The organism is Porphyrobacter sp. ULC335 (assembly GCF_025917005.1).
GTDB lineage: Bacteria > Pseudomonadota > Alphaproteobacteria > Sphingomonadales > Sphingomonadaceae > Erythrobacter.
This window is the reverse complement of sequence record NZ_CP078091.1, coordinates 1,335,081-1,357,019: the sequence shown is the minus strand read 5'-3', so window position 1 is coordinate 1,357,019 and position 21,939 is coordinate 1,335,081. Positions and strand designations below refer to the sequence as shown.

Genomic DNA, 21,939 nt, shown 5'->3' with positions numbered 1-21,939 from the left:
CTGTTATTGACGAATATTGCAATAAAAAGGGGGTGTCAATGCGGATCATTGAGCTGGCGCGGCACTTGATTGCTGCCTTGGTCGCCGGACTGTTAACAGTGGCGGCTGCCACAGATCCCGCAGTCATTCATGCCAACCGCGTCGGCAGCCGCCCCTATACCGAAGGTTTCATCGGCAAGGGCGACGACCGCATCCACTACGTCTCCACGGGTGAGGGGCCGCCCGTGATCCTCGTCCACGGCTTTCCCAGCTTCTGGTATGTCTGGTTTGACCAGATGGAGGCCTTCGGCGAGTGCCGCAAAATGATCGCAATCGATGCGCCAGGGGCAGGCCTGTCGGGCCGTCCTGCGCGCGATGCTGACTACCGGGTGGCACGGCTCGCGCGGCAGCTTGACCGCACGATTGCGGCGCTGGCGCCTGGTCAGAAAGTCACGCTGGTGGGACACGACTGGGGCGGCGCGCTGGCATGGTCTTACGCACAGTGGAAACCGCAGCGGCTTGACCGGCTCGCCATATTCAGCGCGCCGCCTTATGACCTGTTTCTCGACATGCTGGCCGACGACCCGGCGCAGCGGGCAGCCTCGGCTTACGTCCCGCGCCTCCAGGCACTCAACCGTGAGAGCATCGAGCGGCTGAACGTGCCGTCCACCCTGTTCGAGACAGCCTATGGCCGCGCAATATCGGAAGGCGTATTGACCGCCGAGGAAGGCGAACTGTTCCGCAGTGCGCTGTCCGACCCGGCAGCGATTGACGCCGGTATTGCTTGGTACCGCGCCAATATCCCGCCCTTTGATGCCATAAGTCCCCGCAGCGGGTGGCCAAGGCGCACGGGCTCCAAAACCATGCCGGTGCTGTTGATCGAGGGAAGCGAGGACAAGACATTTGCTCCCACCCTCGCCAAGCGGGCCCGTGCCAAGTCAGAAAACCTCACCACTGCGATGCTCGCGGGCGTGGGCCACTGGACACCTTTCGAGGACCCGCAGGCTGCCAACGCCCTGCTCGGCGCGTTCCTTGGATTGCCGGATGGGCGCTGTCCGGGGGCCTAATCAGGCGATGGATACCCGGTGACCGGCCGCTCTTGTCAGAACCGGACGTTCGCCACCGCATAGCGGAATACTGCGCCGGCCGGTTGCAGGGTACGACGGGCGCTTACCAGTTGGCCTTGGCGTTCGATCTTGCGGACGGCCGCGAGCACATCAGCGGGCTCGATGTCGGTAAGGGGCATACGACCCAACCGCGCCTTGAAAAGCGAAATCAGGTGCTCGCTGCGGACAGCCTTGCTGGCAACCCAAGCATTCTGGCCGTCGCGCTTCCGCCACGCCAATGACGGGGTGGGCTCCGATGGCGAGCTTCTTCTCGCGGTCGTCAAAACGATACTTGAAACGCCATTGCCTCCCTCCGGAAGGCTGGATCAACACAAATGGGCCGAAGGCTACACCCATCTTGTGAGCTTCGCATTTCTGGGCGCTACGAAGATAAGAGCCATAGATACCAGCTCCTTCCGGTCTAGTGGCCCCCAGCAACGCCGGATTCAGCGGGAAGAATAGGGCCTCTCTCGGACGGCCGAGGGCCTAAAACCTTCTGATTTCCGAGGGCTTCAAAGACTTGTCGGGGCTGTTTGGGAAGGGATGCCTGGAGCGGGTGAAGGGAATCGAACCCTCGTCGTAAGCTTGGGAAGCTTCTGCTCTACCATTGAGCTACACCCGCATTGATCTGCAAAGCTCTGGATTTTCGGTCCGGCGTGTACCGGACTGCGCTTCGTTTTGCGCCGCTTGGCAAGATGCGGTCGCCCATTGCCACGATGACACGGGATTGGTCAACATACCTTGGGCGGATTCGTGACGCCTCATCGGCAGAGCAAGGGGTGACATCGCCTTTCCGACCTTCCCGGACGACCAGCTGACGAAGCGCAATGGCCATTTCACGCAGCGTGAAATGGTTTGTCTCCGCATTTGGCGAAGGATCCTTGCACATTGCGAAGCTGCGATGGCGCGGCACTGCGGCGGGCGGCAGACGGCAATCGTCATCAACCACCGCATGTGAAGGAACGCTTGCCATGACCCGTTCAAACACCACCATCTCCGCTGTTATCGGCCTTGCCCTGCTGATCCACACCCCTCGCCTCGCTGCCGAGGACGCCGTTCCGCCTGCTCCGACGGTGGCGCAGGCCGATGCGGAACGCGGCAGCCCGGTCGCCGGCGCCACGACGCTCCAGATCAACTTCACCCGGTTTGCCAGCCCGACCGGCCAGATCATGCTGGCTCTGTTCGACAGCAAGGATGCCTATGACAGCGGCAAGGCTCCGGTCCGGGCGATCGCCATTGCGGTCACCGGAGACACCGTCACGGCCACGATCGCCGATGTCGCTCCGGGGCGTTACGGGTTCAAGATCCTCCATGATGTGAACGCCGACGGCAAGATGAACACCAACCCGTTCGGGATGCCGATCGAACCCTTTGCCTTCTCCAACAACGCGGTCGGGAACATGGGGCCTGCCACATGGGATGCCGCCGCGTTCGAGATTGCCGGGCCCACCGTGCAGACGATTTCATTCCGGTAACCGGCCTGGCGCAGGAGCACGATCAATGACCAGCTTGCCTTCTTCCCCGCTCGACCGCCGCCGCTTCATCCAGTCGCTCCTGGCCGCCGCGGCAGCCAGCGCGGTCATCACCCCCGAACGGGCGCTGGCCGGGTCAGCGCCTGCGCTTTGGGCGTTGGGAGTCGCCGATGTCGAGGCCGATATCGCGCCGCGCACCCTGACCCAGATTGCGGGCCGTGCGCCGACAGATTTCGCAGGCACCCTCTACCGCAACGGCCCCGCCAAATTCCGGCGCGGCGGATCGAGCGCGGGCCACTGGTTCGACGGGGACGGGTTGATCCGGCGGTTCCGGGTTGCCGACGGCCGCGCGAGCCTCGCCGCACGTTTCGCCGATACGCCCAAACGGCGGCAGGAAGCCCGGCTCGACCGGATCGTGATGCCCGGCTTCGGCACGCCTGTCGGGGAAGGAGCGACCATCAACAACAACGATGATACCAACGCTGCCAACACCAGTGTGATGATGCTCGGCGGCGAACTGCTGGCCCTTTGGGAGGGCGGATCGGCGACGCAGCTCGACCCGGAAAGCCTGTTGACCGCGGGGATCAAGACCTTCCGCGACGATCTTCGTCATATGCCGTTTTCCGCTCACCCGCGGATAGAGGCTGACGGTTCGGTCTGGAATTTCGGCGGCAATGGGCGGGTGACGGGACTTTGGCATCTCGGCGCGGACGGGCGGTTGATTGATTTTGCCGTGCTGCCACTGCCGCGCGCCAGCTATTTCCATGACTTCACCATCACCGCACGGCACATCGTGATCGTGCTGCAACCGTGGCTGCAAACCCGCGGCGGCTTTCCGATCAGCACCACGATGGAATGGCAGCCCGGTCTTGGCACACAGATCCTGGTCGTCGCCAAGGACGATCTGAGCCAGCGCCGCATCTACGAGCTGCCGGCCTTCAGCGCCTTCCACTATGGTGATGGCTGGGAGGAGGCCGATGGCACCATCCGCTTTGCCGGCTGCATCGAGGCAGATCCGACCTTCGGCCAGACCAGCGCCAGCGCCATGCTGCGCGGGGAATATATCCGCGCGCCGCGTCCCGTGCTGCAGCAGATCGTGCTCTACCCCGACGGAAAGGCCGCGCTTGAAACCACAGGGATCGCGGCGGAATTCCCGGCCAGCGACCTGCGCCGCGCGCAGCAGCCGCACCAGTTGACCGTCCATGTGACGGGATATGACGACAACGGACCCTTTCCCCACGGCATCGCCACCTGGGACTGGCAACGCGGGCGCGCGGACAGCTTCGACTTCGGGGAACATCAGCTCGTGGAGGAGTTCCAGTATGCACCAGGCAAAAGCGCGCGCGAAGGCGATGGCTGGCTGATCGGATCAACCCTCAATCTGAAAGCCGGTGTGAGCGAGTTGCATCTGCTTCGTGCTGGCGATGTGGCAGCTGGCCCGGTTGCAAGCTGGCGCGCCGATGTCGCGCTGCCGATCAGTTTTCACGGGGTGTTCGTCGGGGCATAATCGCTACGGCGCCTCACCGGAGGAATTCTGCCGGCCGCTCATTTGGATCGCCGCCCGGTTACTTCGCCGCGCACGCGCCACGCTTTGGCGTTGCATTAATTTAAGCACTCATGGTTTAAGCCCCTTACGTGCCGGGCCCGCCGGCGCGTGGGAGAATGAGTGTGTTGTTTCCCCGGCGTCTGCTGGCTTTCATCGAATCGCTGGGGGGTGCCGGTGCGGCAGACGCCTTGAGCGCGCGGCTTGGCGGTGCGGGCACGGCGGGGACGAAGCGCTTCACCGTCCGTCGCGGGATTGATCCCGATGCGATCCGCCAATGGTGGGCCGATGCAGGCACCGGAGCGACGGGGCCAATTGCCAGCGAAGAGGCGCTCGCCGCGCTCGGACAATGCGCGGGCAATATCGAAAATCCGATCGGCATGACCGCCCTGCCGCTGGGCGTGGCGGGGCCGCTGCGGGTCAACGGCCTCCATGCATCGGGCGATTACTGGCTACCGCTTGCCACTAGCGAGGCGGCGCTGGTCGCCTCCTATGCACGCGGTGCGCACGCCATCAATCAGGCCGGCGGGACGAGCGCGGCGCTGCTGGGCGAGAATGTCGCCCGCGCGCCCGCCTTCGTCTTTACCTCGCTGGCCGAAGCCGGAAGCTTTGTCGCCTGGGCTACCCAGCATGAAGCCGAGCTGGCCGCCGCCGCGCACGCCACCACCCGCCACGGCCGCCTGCAATCGATCGAGCCGATGATCGACAGCGACACCGTGTTCCTTGTCTGCCGCTACACCACCGGCGATGCATCCGGGCAGAACATGGTCACCATCGCTACCGATGCGCTGTGCCGCTGGATCATCGCGCACACACCGGTGAAGCCGCTGCACTGGTTCATCGAGGGCAATTTCTCGGGCGACAAGAAGGCGAGTTACCTGGGCCTGATCGGCGGGCGCGGGCGCAAGGTGTCCGCTAGCGTCACCCTGCCCGAAGAGGTGATCCGCCGCACGCTTGGCACGTCGGCAGAAACCATGCTTGCCTATGCGCGGGTGGCGCAGTTGGGCGCGACGCTGTCAGGCCAGATCGGCGCGCAGGGGCATTTTGCCAACGGCCTCGCCGCGCTGTTCATCGCTACCGGGCAGGACGCGGCCTGCGTGGCCGAGAGCGCCGTCGGCTTTACCCGGATGGAGGCGCGCGCGGACGGCGCGTTGTTCATGAGCGTCACCCTGCCCAACCTGATGGTCGGCACGGTGGGCGGCGGAACGGGGATGCCGCACCAGCGCGCAGCGCTCGACCTGATGGGCCTTGCGGGCAGCGGCAAGGCGCGGGCGCTTGCGGAAGTGACCGCGGGGCTGTGTCTTGCTGGCGAAATCTCGATCATGGCGGCGATTGCCAGCGGGGTCTTCACCAGCGCGCACCATAAGCTCGCCCGGACGCGCGGCTGACGCATGGCGACCGCCCGCCCCTCCCTGCCCGCCCGCCTGTGGACCTATCAGGCCGAACGCTTCCCGCTCGGCAAGACCGCCGTGCTCTGCGCCGTCTTTGCAGGCGCGAGCGTCAGTGTTTCGGCGCACCTTGCCGGGCGCGGCGCCCCGCCGCTGGCCGCCTATCTCGCCGCTTTCGTCATCACACTCGCCTTCTTCTTCCAGTTGCGGGTGCTCGACGAGATCAAGGACAAGGAAGACGACGCCCGCTTCCGCCCCGAACGCCCGATCCCGCGCGGACTGGTGCGGCTGGAGACGATCATCGCGCTCGGCATCGCAAGCGCCGCCGTCGCCGCGCTGGCCGCGCTGTCGGTCGGCCCGCTGCTGCTGCTGGGACTGCTCGGCGCAGCGTGGCTGTGGATGACGCTGATGAGCTTCGAGTTCTTCGTGGCCGACTGGCTGAAGGCGCGGGCCTTTGCCTATCTGGTCAGCCACATGGCGGTGATGCCGCTGATCGACCTCGTCATCACCGGGGTCGAGTGGACGCCGCACGGCACCCCGCCAGCGGGGCTGTGGCTGTTCCTGTTCCTCAGCTTTGCCAATGGCTGCGTGCTGGAGATCGGGCGCAAGCTGTGGGCGCCGGAGAGCGAGCGCGAGGGGGTGGATAGTTACAGCCGTATCCTCGGCCCCGCGCGGGGCGCGGTGCTGTGGCTGGCGTGCCTCATGGCGGCGCTTGCGCTGCTGCTCGCGGTTGGCTGGGCGACGCGGACGCCATGGCTGACGGGCGGGATCGGGCTGGTCGCGGTGGTCTATGCCGTGCGAGCAGCGCTGCGTTACCGCGCGCAGGCTACGCCGGAGCGAGCCAAGGCGCTGGAGGATGCCTCGGGCCTGTGGGTGTTTGCCTGCTACGGCGCAGCAGGCTTTGCGCCGTTTGCGGGAGCGGCCTTCGGATGATCCTTGCGGGGGCGGCGGCCAACACGGCGGGAGCGGGGGGCAAGGGCCAAGCGCTGGCCCGGGCGAGCGCGGCGGGCTTTGCCGTGCCGCCGTTCTTTGTCGTGCCCTCGGGCGGGATGCCTGATCCGGCCTCACTGGCCGATGCGCTCGAAACACTCGGTCCGGGGCCTTACGCGGTGCGATCATCGGGGTTGGCGGAAGACGGGGCCGAAGCGAGCCACGCCGGTCAGTTCGAAAGCCTGCTGAATGTCCCCGCTGGAGCGGTTGCCGACGCGATCGCGCAGGTTGCGGCATCGGGCGCTGGCGAGGGCCTTGCCGCTTATCGCAGCGAACGGGGCATTGCCGAAAGCGCGCCACCCGCCGTGGTGGTACAGCGCATGATCCCGGCCGATCACGCCGGCGTCGCCTTCTCCGCAGACCCGGTGGCGGGCCGCCGCGACCGGGTTGTGGTGTCAGCCACGCGCGGCCTCGGTGACCGGCTGGTGGCAGGCGAGGTCGACGGGAGCGGCTGGTGGCTGGCGCGCCCTGCTCTGGAGGTGGTCGCTACCACCGGCGAAGGCGAAGGGATGACCCCGGCTCAGGTGCGCGAAGTCGCCGAATTATGCCTCGCCGCCGAAGCCGCTTTCGGCGGGCCGCAGGATATCGAATGGGCCTTTGCCGAAGGGCAGCTCTACCTGTTGCAAAGCCGCCCGATCACATCCCCCTTACGCCCCGCGCCGCTGGCCGACCCCGGCTTCATGGTGTTCGACAATTCGAACATCGTCGAGAGCTATCCCGGCATCGTCGCCCCGCTAACCTTCTCCTTCGCCAGCTACGCCTATGCGCGGGTCTATATGGCCTTCGTGGCTCTGTTAGGGGTGGAGCCGGAACGCATCCGTGCCGAGCGGGTGGTGTTCGAGAACATGCTCTCCCGCATCGAGGGGCGGGTCTATTACAACCTCGGCAACTGGCACCGCGCGCTGGCGATGCTGCCGGGATACAGCCTCAACCGCGGCTTCATGGACGGGATGATGGGGACAAGCGCCCCCCTGCCCGAACGGCTGCTGGGGCAGATCGAGCATGGCCAGCCCCAGCGCTTCCGCGAATATGTCCGCATGGCCCGTTCGGCGTGGCGGTTGTGGCGGGCGTCGCGCGCTCTGCCCGAAACGTCGGCACTGTTTCGCAAGCGGCTCGACCGGGCGCTGGCGGCGACCACGCCCGAGCGGGTGGCAACCCTGTCGCTCACCGAACTCGCGGCGGAATACCGCCGGATCGAGGCCGACCTGCTCGACCGCTGGGACGCGCCGATCGTCAATGATTTCCTGTGCATGATTGCCTTTGGCGCGGCGCGCAAAGCGCTCGAGAACTGGGCGGGGGCCGAGGGCACGGCGGCGCTCAATGATGTGCTGATCGGGCAAGGCGACATCATCTCGGCCCGCCCCGCTCAGCTGATCCGCGCCATGGGAGAGACCGCGCGGGACGATGCGGCGCTGCTCGAAGCGCTCGATGCGCAGGACCGCGCGGGCGTGGAGGCCAGCGCCATCGCGCCGGGCGTCGCGGGCTACATCGCCGAATTCGGCGACCGCTGCACCGAGGAGTTGAAGCTGGAAAGCGTCACGCTCGACGAAGACCCCACCCCGCTGTTCGCCGCCATTGCCGCCGCCGCGCGCAGCCGCCATGGCCCCGCGCCCGAACGCGGCGATGCTTGGGCACGGCTCGACAGCGCGCTCAAGGGCAAACCGGTCAAACGCCGCGTTGCCCGCTGGCTGGTGCGCTGGGCGAAGGACCGCGTGCGCGACCGCGAGAACCTGCGGTACGAGCGCACCCGTATCTTCGGCCGCGCGCGCCGCGTGCTGCTGGCGATGGGCACGCAGTTTCACGCGATGGGCCTCATCGGTGCACCGCGCGACGTGTTCCTGCTGACCCTGCCCGAAGTGCTCGGCGCGATCGAGGGCTTCGGTGTCACCGCCGATCTCGCAGGCCTCGCCGAAGTGCGCCGCCGCGAAATGGAGCGCGCCGCTGCCCTGCCCGACCCGCCCGAACGTATCATCACCGAAGGCCCCGCCTGCGCTGCCGCGACCCTCGCTGCGCCGCAAGCCGCCACCAGCGATGAACGCACCCGCTCCGGCACCGGCGCGTCCGCAGGCACCATCACCGCGGTCGCCCGCGTCATCGCTGACCCGCGCGGGCAGAGCATCGCGGCGGGCGAGATACTGGTGGCGCGGCACACCGATCCGGGATGGATCGCGCTGTTCGCCAGCGCGGGCGCCATCGTGGTCGAGCGCGGCAGCCTGCTGTCACACAGCGCCATCGTTGCGCGCGAGCTGGGTATTCCCTGCGTCGTCGGGCTTTCCGATGCAACGCGGTGGATCGTGGACGGGGAAAGCCTGACCGTGGACGGCGCAACCGGCAGGGTGAGCAAAGCATGAGCGAGATTGCCACCAAGGCCGCCTTCGATCACATCCGCTATGCCCAGCTGTGGGAAGATGCCGATGTGCTGGTCAACGCCATCGGCCCGCGCCCCGGCGGGCGGCTGGTGTCGATCTGCTCGGCAGGCGACAATGCGCTGGCGATGCTGCTGTGCGATCCGGCCGAGGTGATCGCCGCCGACCTGTCGCCCGCGCAGCTCGCGTGCCTGAAGCTGCGGTTGACGGCCTTCCCGCTGCTGGATCATGCCGAATTGACCGAATTGCTTGGCGCGGCCCCCTCCTCGCGGAGAGGCGCGCTGCTCGATCGGGTGCTGGCAGAATGCGACGCCGAAACCGCCGCCTTCTGGGCCGCGCTGCGCCCTGAAGTGATCGCCCACGGCGCGGGCGGGGTCGGCAAGTTTGAACGTTACTTCCGCCTGTTCCACCGCCGCCTGCTTCCCTTCGTCCATTCCCGCCGCACCGTCGAAGCGGTGTTCGAGCCGCGCGACCAAGCCGATCGCGCACGCTTCCTCGCCAAGCGCTGGAACAATTGGCGCTGGCGCTGGCTGCTCAAGGCGTTCTTCTCGCGGACCGCGATGGGCGCACTGGGCCGCGATCCGGCGTTCTTCGATCAGGTGGATGGCAGCGTGTCAGACCATGTCGCACGGCGCATCGAGCATGCCTTCGTCGCCAATGACCCGGTCGCCAATCCCTACCTGCGCTATGTGCTGACCGGCACGCACGGCCCTGCCCTGCCGCTCGCATGGCGGGCGGAGCATCATGCAACCATTGCCGAGCGGGTGGGTCGTATCCGCCTCCACCTCGGCCCCCTGGAGGAAGCGGCCAGCGGCGGTGTCGATGGCTGGAACCTCTCGGACATCTTCGAATACATGTCGCCCGAGGGATTCCGCGCAGCCTATGGCGCCATCCTTTCCGCCTCCAACCCGGGTGCGCGGCTCGTCTACTGGAACATGATGGCCCCGCGCGCCATGCCGCCCGAATACGCCCCGCGCGTCCAGCCCCGTCCCGATATCGCCGCGCCGCTTGCCGCGCGCGATCAGGCGTTCTTCTACTCGGCCTTCCATGTTGACGAGGTTTTGCCTTGAGCATCGCGCTGAGCCTGGCACTGCTCGCCGGATCGGTCGCGCTGCTGATGGGCGTGATCGCCGCCGTGCGTTACGCGGGCGAGCGCTTTGGCTGGCACGCAGAGGTCAGCCGCAAGACCATTCACGTCGCCATCGGCCTCTATGCCATGGCCCTGCCGCTGATGTTCGATGCCGCATGGCCGGTGGTGGCTTTGCTGCTGATCGCGCTCGCGCTGATGGGCTGGCTGCGTCTGCCGCAGGTGCGCACCAGCGGCCTCGGCAAGGCGATCCACGCGGTCGAGCGGCGATCGCTCGGCGATATCTGGCTGGCGCTCGCCATCGGCTTCGTGTTCCTGCAATCGGGCGGCGAATACATCTACTACGCCTTGCCGCTCGCAATCATCACCCTTTCCGATACCGCCGCCGCGCTGACCGGCAGCGCCTATGGCCGCAGCCGCTTTGCTGTCGAGGACGGGGTGAAAAGCTGGGAGGGGGTGGTCGCCTTCTTCATGGTCAGCGTGATCGTGGCGATGACCATGCTGCTGCTGCTGACCGATGCCCCGCGCGTGAACGTGGTGGTGCTCGCTCTGGCGATTGCGGCGTTCGGCGCGATTGTCGAGGCAGTCTCTTGGCGCGGGCTCGATAACCTGTTCGTGCCGATCTGCCTGCAATTCTTCATCAAGGGCTACCTCTTTGCAGCACCGGTGGAGCTCGCGCTGATCGGCTTGCAATTCGGCGTGGCGGTGATCGCGGTGGCACTGATCGCGCGGCGGCTGGCGCTGTCGGTTCATGCCAGCCGCGCCTTCGTGATCGCGATTTTCCTGTTCCTGGGCGCGGGCGGGCCTTACGGCGCGGCGGTGCCGATGCTGGCGATGGGCGCGCACCTGCTTGCCCGGCGGCGGCCCTGTGCCAGCCCGCACAGCGATCTCGATTTCATCGCGACCCTCTGCGGTGCGGCGCTGATCTGGTATTTCGTTGGCGAGACCATCGGGGCGAGCGCGCTCAATTTCTACAATCTCGGCATGGCGGGGATGGCGCTGGGGCTGCTGCTGGTGGCGACCCACGGCAGGATCGTGGCGGGCGTTGCGCTCGCAGCGCTGGCGGTGGCTGGCTATGTCGGGCTGCTGGGGCTCGCTCCCGGCCATGCGCTCCAGTCGGTGCACCTGCCGCTGGCAGCGGGCGTGAGCCTGCTGCTGGTCACCGCGCTGGTGCTGACGCGCACCGCATGGTTCGACCGCTGGCGCGCCCCGCGACTGGGAGTTGCGGCCAATCTGGTGCCCTTCGCGGCCTATTTCGCAACCTTGGGGATGCAATGAGCGGTTTCGACGAGATGCGCGCCAAGGGCGCGAGCCTGCGGTTCTACAACGACGGCCCGGCCTGGGACGGGGTCCCTGCGGTGGCACTGGGAACGCTAGCCTTTGACGACCCCGCCGCCGGTGCGGCGCTGCTGGCCGAGGCTTTGGTCCGGGCAGGCGGGCGCCCGGTGCTTGCGCCGATGGATGGCGACACCTGGCACGCCTACCGCACGGTGACGCAGAGTGACGGTAGCCCCGCCTTCCTGCTGGAGCCCGCCGCCCATCCGCATGTGGCCGAAGCGCTGGCCTTGGCGGGCTTTGAACCGGTCGCGCACTACGCCTCGACCCGCCTGGCGCTCGACACCCCGCAGGCCGAGCCCGCTCCGGTCGAAGGGATCACGGTCGAACCGTGGGACGGCAAGGATGCGCAGCCGCTGCTTGAACAGGTCTTCGCCTTTGCGGGCGGGTCTTTCGCGGACAAGCAGTTCTTCAAAGCAATCACGCGCGAGCAGTTCCTCGGCCTCTACCTGCCGCTGCTCCCGCTGCTCGATCCGCGGCTGGTGTTTCTGGCGCGGGAGGGGGACGGTATCGTCGGCTTCCTGCTCGGCTACCGCGATCCGGCCATGCCGACCCGCGCTGTGCTCAAGACCTATGCGGGGGTGCGGCGCGGGATCGGGCACCTTTTGGCGCACCATTTCCACGAGGCAGCGCGGGGGCTGGGCTGCACCCATGTGATCCACGCGCTGATGCACGCCGACAATGTCTCGCTGGTGCGGAGCGGCCAGCACGGGGCGGAGGTGTTCCGGCGCTACACCCTGTTCGGGCACCGCCCCGCTTGACGATCCTCGCCGCCTTTGACGCTGCTGTTGCCGCCCATTGGGATCGGCCTGCGATCATCGACAGCAAGGGGCACAGTGTCAGCTTTACAGACCTCTATCACCGCGCCGGGTTCCTGGCCGACGAGTGGGCCAAGCGCGGGATCGGGCCGGGCGACCGGGTGCTGATCGCGATGGGGGTGACGCCCGATCTCTACGCCGCGCTCGCCGCGCTGTGGCGGCTGGGGGCGGTGGCAGTGCTTCCGGAGCCTGCGATGGGGCTGAAGGGCGTCAGGACCGCGCTTGCTGCGGCTGACGTGAAGGCGTGGATCGGGGCGGGGATGCTCAGGGTGCTGCCACTGCTGGTGCCGCGGTTGCTTGCGGTGCCGCGCCTGCCGCTGAAAGGCGGAATGCTGCGCGGCACGGAGCTTTCGCCCGACTGGCCGGACGACCACCCCGCGCTGATGAGCTTCACCTCAGGATCGACCGGGCGGGCCAAGGCGATCCTGCGTAGCCACGGCTTCCTCTCCGCGCAGAATCGTGCGGTGGGACCATTGCTGGCGAGCGACCGGCAAGAGGTTGATCTGGTTGCCTTTCCCGTGTTCGTCCTCGCCAATCTCGGCAGCGGAGTGACTTCTGTGCTGCCCAACTGGCCGCTGCGCCGTCCCGACCGCGCCCGGCCTGAGGCGATACGCCAGCATTGCGCCCGGCAGGGCGTCACCCGCCTGCTGCTCCCGCCCGTGCTGGCCGAGGCGCTCACCGATGCGCCGCTGCCAGCCAGCGTCACCACGCTGTTCACCGGCGGCGGTCCGGTGTTCCCCGATGTGGTCGACCGGCTGACGGCGCAGAACCCCGCCCTCCGCGTGATGGCGGTCTATGGCTCGACCGAGGCCGAGCCGATTGCCGAGCTAGAGGTCAGCGCCCTCGCCCCTGCCGACCGCGCCCGGATCGCTGCGGGGGAAGGCCTGCTGGCTGGCCCTCCCGTGGCGGCGGTGCGGGTGCGGATTGTCGATGACGAGATCCTTGTCGCAGGCTCGCATGTCGTTGAAACCTATGTCGATCCTGCCGACAATGCCGCGACCAAAACGCGCGACGAACACGGCACCGTCTGGCACCGCACCGGCGATGGCGGGCGCTTCGATGCCGAGGGGCGGCTGTGGCTGCTGGGCCGGACGCAGGGGCGGATCGGGGGGCTTTGGCCCTTCGCCATCGAGACGGCCGCGCGCAGTTGGCCGGGGGTCCGCCGCGCAGCGCTGTGCGGGCTGGAGGGACAATCCTGCCTCGCGATCGAGGGTGATCCGGTGCACCTTCCCGACTGGCAAAAGGCAGCAGCACGGCTTGGCGTGGAACGGACCATGCCGCTCAAATCCATCCCGCTTGACCGCCGCCACCGTTCCAAGGTCGATTATGCCCGGCTTGCGCAAATGGTGCGGGCTTAGGCCTGACAGCGGCCCTCTGTTTCACATGAAACACCGGTCAAAACGGGGTAAGGGGGGTCTGGAGGGGGTCTAGGAGGGGTCTAATCCTCAAGCCAGTGGCGCCACGCGAACCAGCCCATCACGATCAGCGCGATGATGAGGCAGAACGCAACCACTCCCCAGAACGCCCACGGGTGGCCGGCATAGGGGATGCCCTCGACATTCATGCCGAGCAGCCCGGTCACGAAGGTCAGCGGCAGGAAGATGAACGCCGTCACCGCGATCCCCAGACTGCGCTGGTCGATCTTTTCGGCACGCAGATCGGTGAGCTGTTCGTGGAGCAGCGCCGCACGTTCGCGCACCGATTCCAGTTCTTCGGCCATGCGGGCAAAGCGGTCCGCCGCCTCGCGCAGGTGCATCCGGTCTTCCTTGCTGATCCAGTCGAATTCGAGCTGGGCCATTTCCGCCAGCGCATCGCGATCGGGGGCGACGAAGCGGCGCAGCACGATCGCCTGCGAGCGGATCGCGGCGATCTTGCGCCGCAGCGCATAGATGTCCCCGCCGTCGAGCATGCCCTCGCAATCGTCGAGGCTGTCGCCCAGATCGGCGACTTGCGGATCGAGCTGGACCGAGATCGCCTGCGCCAGGGCCGCCACGAAATCGCCCCCGTCGGTCAGCCGACCGGCACGCATCGCGCTTTCCACCTTGGCGAGCGCGGCCATGCGGTGGCGGCTGACCGAGGTGACGCGCTGTCCTTCCACCCAGACGCGGATCGAGACCAGCCCGTCGCTGTCCTGCATCGTATCGACAGCCGTGCCGCGCAGGTTGATAAGCGCCGCGTCATCCACCTCGTCGCAGCGCGGGCGGGTCTCGCTTGCCACCAGCGCGTTCGCGGCCATCGGCGGGACATAGTCGGGCAAGTCCATCGACTCGCCGTGGCCCACCCCCTCGACATGGAGCCAGACAAAGCCGGGGCCGGTGAAATTCGCCACATCACCCGGCCCGATTTCGGTGACGACACCGCCGCGCACCATAAGCGCTTGCACGGTGATCGGGCGGATGATTGCGTCCATCGCGGCAGTGTTAGCGCCGCCGCTGCGCTGTCGGCAAGCGGCGGCGGGGGAAAAGCCGGTCAGAAATACCTGGCGCTGGCGATCTCTGCCCCTTCGGCGAGCGCGGCAAGCTTCGCCCAGACGATTTCGGGATCGAGCGCATTGCTGCCCGCATGGACCGAGAAGCCGCAATCGACCCCCGCCATCACCCGCTCGCGTCCGAGCAGATCGGCGTAGCGGCCAATGCGCTGGGCGATCAGTTCGGGGTGCTCGATATAGGGGCTCTGCGGTTCGACCATGCCGGGACAGAGCACCTTGTTATCGGGCAGCGGGTTGGTTTCGAAGAAGACGAATTCATGCGCGTGGCGCGGGTTGGCGCCTTCGATCAGCACGGTCTGCGGCTTGGCCGTCCAGACGATATCGGCGATCTCTCCCAAGGCGACATCGCAATGGTGCGGGCCGGGGTAATTGCCCCAGCACAGATGCATGCGCAGTTGCTCGGCAGGGATGTTCTGCACCGCGTGATTGAGCGCGGCGATGTTCATGCCGATGCGCTTGCGGAATTCCTCAAGGCTCAGGTCGGTGAACTGCACATGGCGGCCCATCGCGAGATCGGGGCAATCGACCTGCAAGGTGATCCCGGCGGCCGCGATGGTCTCGTATTCGTGGCGCAGCCCTTCGGCGAGGGCGAAGACATATTCCTCGTCGCTGGCGTAGTACTGGTTGGGGAAGAACAGTGCGGTGACGCCCGGCGATGCGGCGGACATGAAGGTGGCGTGGCCATCCGCGAGGCGCACCAATCGCTCGGCATCGATGCGCGGGGCTTCCATGTCGATCACGGTGATGGGCGCGGTGCAGGCGGGTGCGGAACGCTTGGCGCGGCCCTTGTTGCCGAACACTTGGGCCTTGGCGCCGGGGAAGGCTTCCAGATCGGCGAATTCATACTGCCCCGCCTCCCCGCCAAAGCCTGACAGGCGGTGCTTGATATAGGTGGCGTAGCTGGGCTTGGACTGCTCGCCATCATTGACGATGCTGACCCCGGCTTCGATCTGGCGCTTGATGACATAGGCCGTGGCCGCTTCCACGGCGGCATCGAAATCAGCCTCGGACACCGCCTCGCCGCCTTCGCGCGCGAAAACCAGATCGAGCAGGGCTTCGGGGCGCGGCAGGCTGCCGACGTGGGTGGTGAGGAAGCGGTTGGTGGTCATGGGTTCGGCCTTGTTTGCAAAGGGGAAGACAATTGCGCAGCAGCGTTGTGCAGGAAGGCGCCCAGCATCGCGTTGAAGCGTTCGGGATTGTCAGCATTGGCGAGGTGGCCCGCGCCCGGGACCAACCCGTGCATCGCGCGCGGGACGACCGCGGCGAGCGCCTTGGCACAGGCGCGCCGCCATGCGGTATCATGCTCTCCGGTCACGGCCAGCAGCGGCACGCCCAGCGCGCCCAGCACGGCGCCGGACAGTTCGGGCGGGTCGGACGGGGCAAGCAGATCGCGACCGTCATAATCGGCCAGCATCAGCGCCAGCAGATCGCGCGCGGCCGGCGCATGGGCCTGCATCAGCGGATGGCGTGCCCAGTCGGCCCGCAGCGCCGCCATGTCGCCCGCCGCCGCCAGCGCCGCATAGCGATCAAGATCGATAGGCTCGTCGCGTGCCACCAGTCCGGGCAAGGGCGTGCCCGAGACGACCACGGCGTTGAGGCGGTGGGGATATTGCCGCGCCACATCCAGCGCCACGCTTGCCCCTTGCGACAATCCGGCAAGCGCGAAGCGATCCAACTCCAGCGCATCGGCGATGGCGATCACGTCATCAGCTTCGCGCCCAAGGTCTGGCGGGGCTGCCGTGCGCCCGCACCCGCGCCGGTCGGGCATGACGAGAAAATACTCCTGCCCCAGCCCGGCGATCTGCGGCTGCCACATGCGGTGATCGAGCGTCCAGCCGTGCAGCAGGATCAGCGGCGCGCGCCCCAGCGATCTGGCCCCGGCCACCGCAACGGACAGCACGCCGCCGGGGACCGCGACATCGACGAACTGCACCGGCTCAGGCGCGGCAACATGGGCAGCAGGCATTAGCGGCGGCCCTGTTGCGCTGGCTCAGGCCGCTTCTTCGGCGCGGAACGGGTTGTTGTTGTGGTGCTGCCCGGCGAGCCAACGCTTCAATTCGGCGTGGGCTGCCGTACGGCGGTCTGCATCGAGCGGCGCGGCGCGCGGATCATCATGGGTGAATTCGATGATCATGCCATTGGGATCGGTGACATAGAGCGAGCGGCAATAGCCATGCTCCAGCACATAGGTCTGCGGTTCCACGATCCCGGCGGCGGCGATGCGCTTGGCCAATTCGGCCTGGCCCTCGGCATCGACCTGTAGCGCGATGTGGATGAAGGGGCTGGACGGCATTTCGGGGCCGAATTCGGCCTGGTCGTCCGGATCGGCAAACTGGAAGAAGGCGAGCGCGCTGCCATCGGCCAGTTCGAAGAACACGTGGCAATAGACGCGTTCCTTGCCGAACAGTTCGTCCTTCTCGCAATAGGTCGCCATCAGCGGGAAGCCGAGCACGTCTTCATAGAAGGCGCGGGTCGCTTCGAGGTCCTTGGTGACATAGGCGGTGTGGTGCAGGCGGTTCGCCAAAATCTTCGTCATCGTGCGGTCTCCTGTAGTCAATCAAGCGGCCAGCTTGGCAGCGATCTTGGCCACGTGCGCGCCCTGGAAGCGGGCACCGTCAAGCTCGTTGTCGCTCGGCATCCGGCTGCCGTCATTACCCGCCAAAGTGCTCGCGCCATAGGGGGTGCCGCCGCTGATCTCGCCCATCTCGGAATTGCCCGCGAAGGTATAGGGCAGGCCGACAATCACCATGCCGTGATGCAGCAGCGTGGTGTGGAACGAGGTGATGGTGGTCTCCTGCCCGCCGTGCTGGCTGGCGGTGGAGACGAACACGCTCCCGACCTTGCCGACCAGCGCCTTGGTGAACCAAAGCCCGCCGGTCTGATCGAGGAAGTTGCGCATTTGCGCGGCCATGTTGCCGAAGCGGGTGGGTGTGCCGAAGATGATCGCGTCGTAATCCGCCAACTCGTCCGGGGTCGCAATCGGAGCGCGCTGGTCAACCTTCATTCCTGAAGCCGCCGCCACCGTCTCCGGCACCAATTCGGGGACGCGCTTGACCGTCACCTCGGTGCCGGGGACGCTGGCAGCGCCCTCGGCAACCGCAGCGGCCATGGCCTCGATATGACCATAGCTCGAATAGTAGAGCACCAGCACCTTGGTCATGATCTAACCCCTAAAACTTGTAACCGACTTCAAACCCGTAGCGGGCCGGACGGGCACGGAAGACGAAGCCGCCGGGCGAGAATTCGGCATTATACGTCTCGTCGAACAGGTTCTGCGCGAAGGCAGTGATCGACACGCCGTTGCCGAGCGTCACGCCCGCACGCACATCGACCAGATCGACCGGCTGACGGACCGTGGTGTTGAACGGCTCCCACCAGGTCTTGCCGATGCGGCGATAGTCGATCCGCAGCAGGCCATCGACGCTGTCGCTGATCGGGCCTGCATATTGCGCGCCGAGGTTGAATGTATAACGCGAGATCTGCGGCGCTTCGTTGCCGATCACCGACGGGTCGGCGAAGGCATTGATCTCGCTGTCGGTCACGCCGATTGCGGCGTTGATGTCGAGATCGGGGAGGATCTCCGCCGTCGCTTCCAGCTCGAAGCCGTTGATCCGCGTCTCGGGGATGTTGCCGAGGTTCTGGGTCGAGGACTGGGCGAGGAAGACGAAGAAGTAGCTGTTTTCCGACTTGGTGGTGTAGGCCGCGCCCGCCAGACGCACCGGGCCGAGCTGGGCCTTGGCCCCGATCTCGAAGGTGTCGGCGGTTTCGGAGTTGAAGATATCGCCCACGCCGACAATGCCATTGTTCACCGCTTCCGCGCCGACGCCGGTCTGGTTGAACCCGCCCGAACGGAAGCCGCGCGAATAGCCGCCGTAGATCGTCAGATCGGGGGTCGGTTCATAGGTGAGGGTCAGCTTGGGCTGCCAATCGTCGAAGGTGACAGTGCGCACCTCGCCGCTCACGGCCTGCGGCACGCCCGGCACGTTGGGCAGGAAGGCCTGCGGGGTCAGCGTTGTCTGGCGGCGGCGGTCGCGGTCATAGCGCAGCGAGGCATCGGCGCGGAACTGCGGCGAAAACTCGTAACCTGCATTGGCGAACAGCGCCCAGGCGAAGTTCTCCTGACCATCGGCCAGATAGGAGAACTGCGGGTTGATCGGGTTGGTCGAAGGACTGCGGAACACCGGGAAGACGCCCTGCCCGGTATCGATCATGTTGCCGGTCGAGATGAAGCGGGTGGTGTCGATCATGTAGCCGCCGACCATCCAGTTCAGCGCGCGGCCATCCTCGGGCGAGGCGAGGCGCACTTCCTGGCTGAACGCCTTGACGTTCAGATACTGGCTCTGGTTGAGGTCGAAGCCGTTGCCCGCGCCGAACAGGAATTCGAACAGGTTGAAGAAGAAGCTGTCCGGGATCGGCTTGAAGTCGAAGGCGTCCCCGGTCAGCACTTCCTTGACCGTGTCGTAGGACGACACCGAGGTGAGCACGGCGTTGTCGCCCGCATATTCGACCTTCAGCGCGATGTTGTAGATATCGCGGTCGTTCTGGCCGGGGTTGTTCACCTCGACATCGGCAACCGTGTTCACGTCACCGACGATGTTGTAATAAAGGCCCTGCGTGCGCAGCTGGTTCACCGAACCGCGCAGATCGAAGGTCAGCTTGTCGGTCGCCTCGATCACGAGGTTGCCGCGCAGGCTGAAATCCTCGACCGGATCGGCTTCGTCATTCAGGAAGGTGTTCTGGATGAAGCCGTCGGTGTTGTAATATGACCCGGCGATGCGGAACTTGACGTTCTCGGCAATCGGCCCGCTGATCCCGCCACGCAGGAAATAGCCGAAGCCATTGTCCACACCGGCAGTGACATTGCCCGCAAACTCGTCGGTCGCGGGCTTGGTGGTGATGATGATCGCGCCGCCGATGGCATTGCGTCCGTAAAGGCCGCCCTGCGGACCCTTGAGCACTTCGATCTGCTCGATATCGAACAGGTCCTGATTGAACTGCGCCGGGTTCACCTGCTGCACGCCGTCAACGATCACCGCGACCGAAGGCTCGGAGTTGCGGTTCTGGGTGATGCCGCGAATGATGACGAAGGCATTGCCCGCGTTCTGCGTCTCGACGAGGTTCACGTTGGGGGTCAGGGCGATGAAGTCCGCCGGACGCTCGATCCCGGCGTTCTGGATCGCCTGGGAATCAAACGCGGTCACCGCTGCGGGCGTGTCCTGAAGGGTTTCGCTGCGGCGCAAGCTGGTGACGACGATGCCCTGATCGTCGCTGGCCTCTTCCTGTGCTGCGGCGTCCTGTGCGGCGAGCGGCGCGGCGGCGAGCGCGGCGACAGCGATGGCCGTGGTGCTGACAAGCCCGCGCGCGGCGAGGCTCATGCCCGGAAACTTCATACAACTCTCCCCTGTGTGCGCGCGAACGCGCCGCTCTTTTGGCGACCCCTCCCTAGGCTGCAACTATGAAATTCGCAATGCGAAGTCAACTTCGATATGCGAAATCTCGGGATTGTGGCAACGCGGCCACGCTGCGCGGCGTTTCAGGCCGCGCCAGAGGTAACCCAGCCTGCGTCAGAGGTGCCTTGGAGAGCGTTAGAGGTGGCTTTGCGGGTGCTTGTGGGTGGAAAGCCGCCACTCCTCAGGAGGGGGCAGATTATCCCTGCGCTGTGCCTGAATGCGCCCAGAAAGCCGGGATATTGGGCCTGGTTAGCGCTCGCTCCGTTCGGCGATCAGCTTTTCGACCAGCTTTCGGGCATAGGGGACCGCGTGCTCGGTCAATGCGTCGAAGAACATCGGGCCGTTGAGATATTCCAGCGCATATGCCTCGGGCGGGTTCTTCTCGTTGTGGAATTCCGTCCAGACGCAGGCGACGATATGCGCGCGGCTTCGCTGTTCCAGATCGGTCTTCGCACAATATCTGCGTAGGGCAGGCAGATCTTTCCACAACTCCAGCGCACCAATGTCGGCAAGCCTGTCCGTTGCTTGCGTGCAGGCGAGATTGACCTCGTCATCCTCTTCATAAGTGACCGGCATCTGTTTGCAGAGGATGTCATAGGCGCGCGCGTCGCGCACCAGAAGATGGAGCACCACTGCGCCCATGGCCCAGCGATAACCGGCGCAGGCTTTGTCCATCGTCGTAATCGTGGGGACCTTGGTCGGGCCGACCCAGCAAGCCTCTGCCACCGTATCGGTTTGCAGCTTCAGCATGCTGTCCGCCTCGGCTTGACTGAGATCGGACTGGCGATAGTCGCAGGCCCGCGCCAAGGCTGGGCGGCGGGCGGCCTCGGCTACCCTTTCGCATTCTATGTCAAGCGCTGCGATGTTCCGGGATAGTTCGAAGGCCTCGTCCAATATGGCCTGCCGGGCCTGAGAACGCCGTTCCCGGGCGGCACAGCGTTCCGCGGCATGAGCACCGCGATATTGGGCGTATTCCGCCAGATTGCAGACCCGGCCAGCCATGTCATCGCTCAGGAGATCAATGGCGAAACGGTCGTCGTCACGGGCGCCAAGAGCAAGGCCCATGGGATCATCCACCAGTTCTGGCGAGGTATCCGTGCCGTTGATAGGCACAAGCGCGGCGTCGAGCCCAATTAGCGCTGCGGCGTCCTCGAAACGGCCCAATTCGCGGGTGGCATTGACGATCCGTTCGCGGGCCCAGATTTCTTCCTCTATTTTCCCGGCAAAAGCCGCTTCGATCAGCCCAGGGCCATCGCGCAGCAGCCATTCCAGCGCGGTACGTCGTTGCTCGCCATCTTCTGCGCCCCAACTGGCGTGCAGCAGCAAATGCCACCGCGCCTTCGCCGCAAGGCCCAACTGCGTCGCCAGCCAATAGCCACGCAAGGTGCGGGTCTGCCCGCGCAGTGCCTGCCAATCCGCGCTTGCGAGCAGGCCGGGCAAGCGATCGAGATCGGCGGCGCTGTAGGTGTAATATTGCGGCGGCACCTGCCCTTCCGGCGTGGCGGCGTAGTCGGGGAGGATCAGCAGGCCATTGTCGGGGCATTCGGGGATGACCTGATCAATCCATTCGTCGCCGGGATGACTGCCGTCCGGAAAGCTCTCCAACGGAAAATGCGGATGCGTCACCGCCTGTTTGAATTTCTCCCCGCCGAGCGGACAAACGAACCGCAGCTCCTCGAAATCCAGTCGGGCCACCTGCTGGTCGCTGAGCGTTCTAGCGATAGCATCGGATGGTGGAGAGATCAGGGCGACCCCGAGCAACACCGCTGTGAGAACAGAACGCATAATGCAGCATATTCTGACCGGGCGTTGAAGCCAACCTCAGCAGCAGAAATTGCTTGCGATGATCCTTGCAGCGAGACGGGCGTCGTTTCACGACCGGCAGGTTTTTCTGCGCCCGCGCGAAAGTGGGCGCTC

At 66.1% G+C, this 21,939-nt stretch carries 19 protein-coding genes, 1 tRNA gene and 1 pseudogene; 10 read left to right on the top strand and 11 right to left on the bottom strand.

All coding sequences use genetic code 11. The features are described 5' to 3' along the window. The first annotated feature begins 38 nt into the window (after window positions 1–38). The gene (locus tag KVF90_RS06630) at window positions 39–1,046 is read left to right on the top strand and encodes an alpha/beta fold hydrolase (RefSeq protein WP_264394055.1); all 1,008 of its coding nucleotides are present in this window, start codon (window positions 39–41) and stop codon (window positions 1,044–1,046) included. Between the two features lie 35 nt (window positions 1,047–1,081). Here the strand turns inward: KVF90_RS06630 and KVF90_RS06625 are convergent, their stop codons facing one another. The 4 genes and pseudogenes from KVF90_RS06625 to KVF90_RS06615 form a co-directional block, all read right to left on the bottom strand. Next, on the bottom strand, window positions 1,082–1,324 hold the full coding sequence (locus KVF90_RS06625; RefSeq protein WP_264394054.1) for a phage integrase central domain-containing protein: 243 nt from the start codon (window positions 1,322–1,324) through the stop codon (window positions 1,082–1,084). A gap of 37 nt (window positions 1,325–1,361) precedes the next feature. Then, window positions 1,362–1,442, bottom strand: a pseudogene (locus KVF90_RS17425) (DUF4102 domain-containing protein); the annotation flags it as partial. Window positions 1,443–1,633: 191 nt separating this feature from the next. Continuing rightward, window positions 1,634–1,707, bottom strand: a tRNA-Gly gene (locus KVF90_RS06620). Next, window positions 1,687–2,079: a hypothetical protein gene (locus KVF90_RS06615; RefSeq protein ID WP_264394053.1), complete on the bottom strand. Its 393-nt coding sequence runs from the start codon at window positions 2,077–2,079 to the stop codon at window positions 1,687–1,689. Before KVF90_RS06615 ends, KVF90_RS06620 begins: the two co-directional genes overlap by 21 nt. On the opposite strand from KVF90_RS06615, the gene KVF90_RS06610 reads away from it, so the two are divergent. The 9 genes from KVF90_RS06610 (at window position 2,057) to KVF90_RS06570 (ending at window position 13,442) form a co-directional block, all read left to right on the top strand. Next, on the top strand, window positions 2,057–2,560 hold the full coding sequence (locus KVF90_RS06610; RefSeq protein ID WP_264394052.1) for a DUF2141 domain-containing protein: 504 nt from the start codon (window positions 2,057–2,059) through the stop codon (window positions 2,558–2,560). The genes KVF90_RS06615 and KVF90_RS06610 overlap by 23 nt on opposite strands. 25 nt (window positions 2,561–2,585) lie before the next feature. Further along, a complete protein-coding gene (locus KVF90_RS06605) occupies window positions 2,586–4,064 on the top strand; it encodes a carotenoid oxygenase family protein (protein ID WP_264394051.1) in 1,479 nt (492 codons plus the stop codon). Between the two features lie 161 nt (window positions 4,065–4,225). Then, entirely contained in the window at window positions 4,226–5,488 is a 1,263-nt protein-coding gene (locus KVF90_RS06600; protein WP_264394050.1) for a hydroxymethylglutaryl-CoA reductase, read from the top strand. Window positions 5,489–5,491: 3 nt separating this feature from the next. Continuing rightward, window positions 5,492–6,421 carry a UbiA family prenyltransferase gene (locus KVF90_RS06595; RefSeq protein ID WP_264394049.1) on the top strand — a complete coding sequence of 310 codons (930 nt, stop codon included), beginning with the start codon at window positions 5,492–5,494 and terminating at the stop codon, window positions 6,419–6,421. Beyond that, window positions 6,418–8,829, top strand: coding sequence for a PEP/pyruvate-binding domain-containing protein (locus KVF90_RS06590; RefSeq protein ID WP_264394048.1), 2,412 nt, complete (start codon window positions 6,418–6,420; stop codon window positions 8,827–8,829). Before KVF90_RS06595 ends, KVF90_RS06590 begins: the two co-directional genes overlap by 4 nt. Then, the gene (locus tag KVF90_RS06585; protein WP_264394047.1) at window positions 8,826–9,914 is read left to right on the top strand and encodes a DUF3419 family protein; all 1,089 of its coding nucleotides are present in this window, start codon (window positions 8,826–8,828) and stop codon (window positions 9,912–9,914) included. Before KVF90_RS06590 ends, KVF90_RS06585 begins: the two co-directional genes overlap by 4 nt. Then, window positions 9,911–11,209, top strand: a complete 1,299-nt coding sequence (locus KVF90_RS06580) for a diacylglycerol/polyprenol kinase family protein (protein ID WP_264394046.1) — start codon at window positions 9,911–9,913, stop codon at window positions 11,207–11,209. The genes KVF90_RS06585 and KVF90_RS06580 overlap by 4 nt, the downstream gene beginning before the upstream one ends. Continuing rightward, complete coding sequence (locus KVF90_RS06575) at window positions 11,206–12,027, top strand: GNAT family N-acetyltransferase (protein ID WP_264394045.1); 822 nt, start codon at window positions 11,206–11,208, stop codon at window positions 12,025–12,027. Before KVF90_RS06580 ends, KVF90_RS06575 begins: the two co-directional genes overlap by 4 nt. Further along, the gene (locus KVF90_RS06570; protein ID WP_264394044.1) at window positions 12,024–13,442 is read left to right on the top strand and encodes an AMP-binding protein; all 1,419 of its coding nucleotides are present in this window, start codon (window positions 12,024–12,026) and stop codon (window positions 13,440–13,442) included. Before KVF90_RS06575 ends, KVF90_RS06570 begins: the two co-directional genes overlap by 4 nt. Before the next feature lie 80 nt (window positions 13,443–13,522). Here the strand turns inward: KVF90_RS06570 and KVF90_RS06565 are convergent, their stop codons facing one another. The 7 genes from KVF90_RS06565 to KVF90_RS06535 form a co-directional block, all read right to left on the bottom strand. Then, window positions 13,523–14,494, bottom strand: a complete 972-nt coding sequence (locus KVF90_RS06565) for a zinc transporter ZntB (protein ID WP_264394043.1) — start codon at window positions 14,492–14,494, stop codon at window positions 13,523–13,525. Between the two features lie 59 nt (window positions 14,495–14,553). Then, window positions 14,554–15,681, bottom strand: a complete 1,128-nt coding sequence (locus KVF90_RS06560) for a cobalamin-independent methionine synthase II family protein (protein ID WP_264394042.1) — start codon at window positions 15,679–15,681, stop codon at window positions 14,554–14,556. Further along, window positions 15,678–16,538, bottom strand: a complete 861-nt coding sequence (locus KVF90_RS06555) for an alpha/beta fold hydrolase (protein WP_264394041.1) — start codon at window positions 16,536–16,538, stop codon at window positions 15,678–15,680. The genes KVF90_RS06560 and KVF90_RS06555 overlap by 4 nt, the downstream gene beginning before the upstream one ends. A 24-nt stretch (window positions 16,539–16,562) precedes the next feature. After that, window positions 16,563–17,108: a VOC family protein gene (locus tag KVF90_RS06550; protein ID WP_264394040.1), complete on the bottom strand. Its 546-nt coding sequence runs from the start codon at window positions 17,106–17,108 to the stop codon at window positions 16,563–16,565. Window positions 17,109–17,129: 21 nt separating this feature from the next. After that, a complete protein-coding gene (wrbA, locus tag KVF90_RS06545; protein WP_264394039.1) occupies window positions 17,130–17,732 on the bottom strand; it encodes an NAD(P)H:quinone oxidoreductase in 603 nt (200 codons plus the stop codon). 10 nt (window positions 17,733–17,742) lie between these two features. Beyond that, on the bottom strand, window positions 17,743–19,962 hold the full coding sequence (locus tag KVF90_RS06540) for a TonB-dependent receptor (RefSeq protein ID WP_264394038.1): 2,220 nt from the start codon (window positions 19,960–19,962) through the stop codon (window positions 17,743–17,745). 309 nt (window positions 19,963–20,271) lie between these two features. After that, window positions 20,272–21,807 carry a hypothetical protein gene (locus KVF90_RS06535; RefSeq protein ID WP_264394037.1) on the bottom strand — a complete coding sequence of 512 codons (1,536 nt, stop codon included), beginning with the start codon at window positions 21,805–21,807 and terminating at the stop codon, window positions 20,272–20,274. Window positions 21,808–21,939 lie beyond the last annotated feature (132 nt).

Excerpts from the sequence above, each read along its gene's own strand:
- KVF90_RS06615 (WP_264394053.1), bottom strand. The coding sequence starts at position 2,079 with ATGGTGGTGTTTGAACGGGTCATGGCAAGCGTTCCTTCACATGCGGTG.
- KVF90_RS06535 (WP_264394037.1), bottom strand. The coding sequence starts at position 21,807 with ATGCGTTCTGTTCTCACAGCGGTGTTGCTCGGGGTCGCCCTGATCTCT.
- KVF90_RS06540 (WP_264394038.1), bottom strand. The coding sequence starts at position 19,962 with ATGAAGTTTCCGGGCATGAGCCTCGCCGCGCGCGGGCTTGTCAGCACC.
- KVF90_RS06595 (WP_264394049.1), top strand. The coding sequence starts at position 5,492 with ATGGCGACCGCCCGCCCCTCCCTGCCCGCCCGCCTGTGGACCTATCAG.
- KVF90_RS06605 (WP_264394051.1), top strand. The coding sequence starts at position 2,586 with ATGACCAGCTTGCCTTCTTCCCCGCTCGACCGCCGCCGCTTCATCCAG.
- KVF90_RS06555 (WP_264394041.1), bottom strand. The coding sequence starts at position 16,538 with ATGCCTGCTGCCCATGTTGCCGCGCCTGAGCCGGTGCAGTTCGTCGAT.
- KVF90_RS06565 (WP_264394043.1), bottom strand. The coding sequence starts at position 14,494 with ATGGACGCAATCATCCGCCCGATCACCGTGCAAGCGCTTATGGTGCGC.
- KVF90_RS06630 (WP_264394055.1), top strand. The coding sequence starts at position 39 with ATGCGGATCATTGAGCTGGCGCGGCACTTGATTGCTGCCTTGGTCGCC.
- KVF90_RS06550 (WP_264394040.1), bottom strand. The coding sequence starts at position 17,108 with ATGACGAAGATTTTGGCGAACCGCCTGCACCACACCGCCTATGTCACC.
- KVF90_RS06590 (WP_264394048.1), top strand. The coding sequence starts at position 6,418 with ATGATCCTTGCGGGGGCGGCGGCCAACACGGCGGGAGCGGGGGGCAAG.
- wrbA (WP_264394039.1), bottom strand. The coding sequence starts at position 17,732 with ATGACCAAGGTGCTGGTGCTCTACTATTCGAGCTATGGTCATATCGAG.
- KVF90_RS06575 (WP_264394045.1), top strand. The coding sequence starts at position 11,206 with ATGAGCGGTTTCGACGAGATGCGCGCCAAGGGCGCGAGCCTGCGGTTC.
- KVF90_RS06610 (WP_264394052.1), top strand. The coding sequence starts at position 2,057 with ATGACCCGTTCAAACACCACCATCTCCGCTGTTATCGGCCTTGCCCTG.
- KVF90_RS06560 (WP_264394042.1), bottom strand. The coding sequence starts at position 15,681 with ATGACCACCAACCGCTTCCTCACCACCCACGTCGGCAGCCTGCCGCGC.
- KVF90_RS06585 (WP_264394047.1), top strand. The coding sequence starts at position 8,826 with ATGAGCGAGATTGCCACCAAGGCCGCCTTCGATCACATCCGCTATGCC.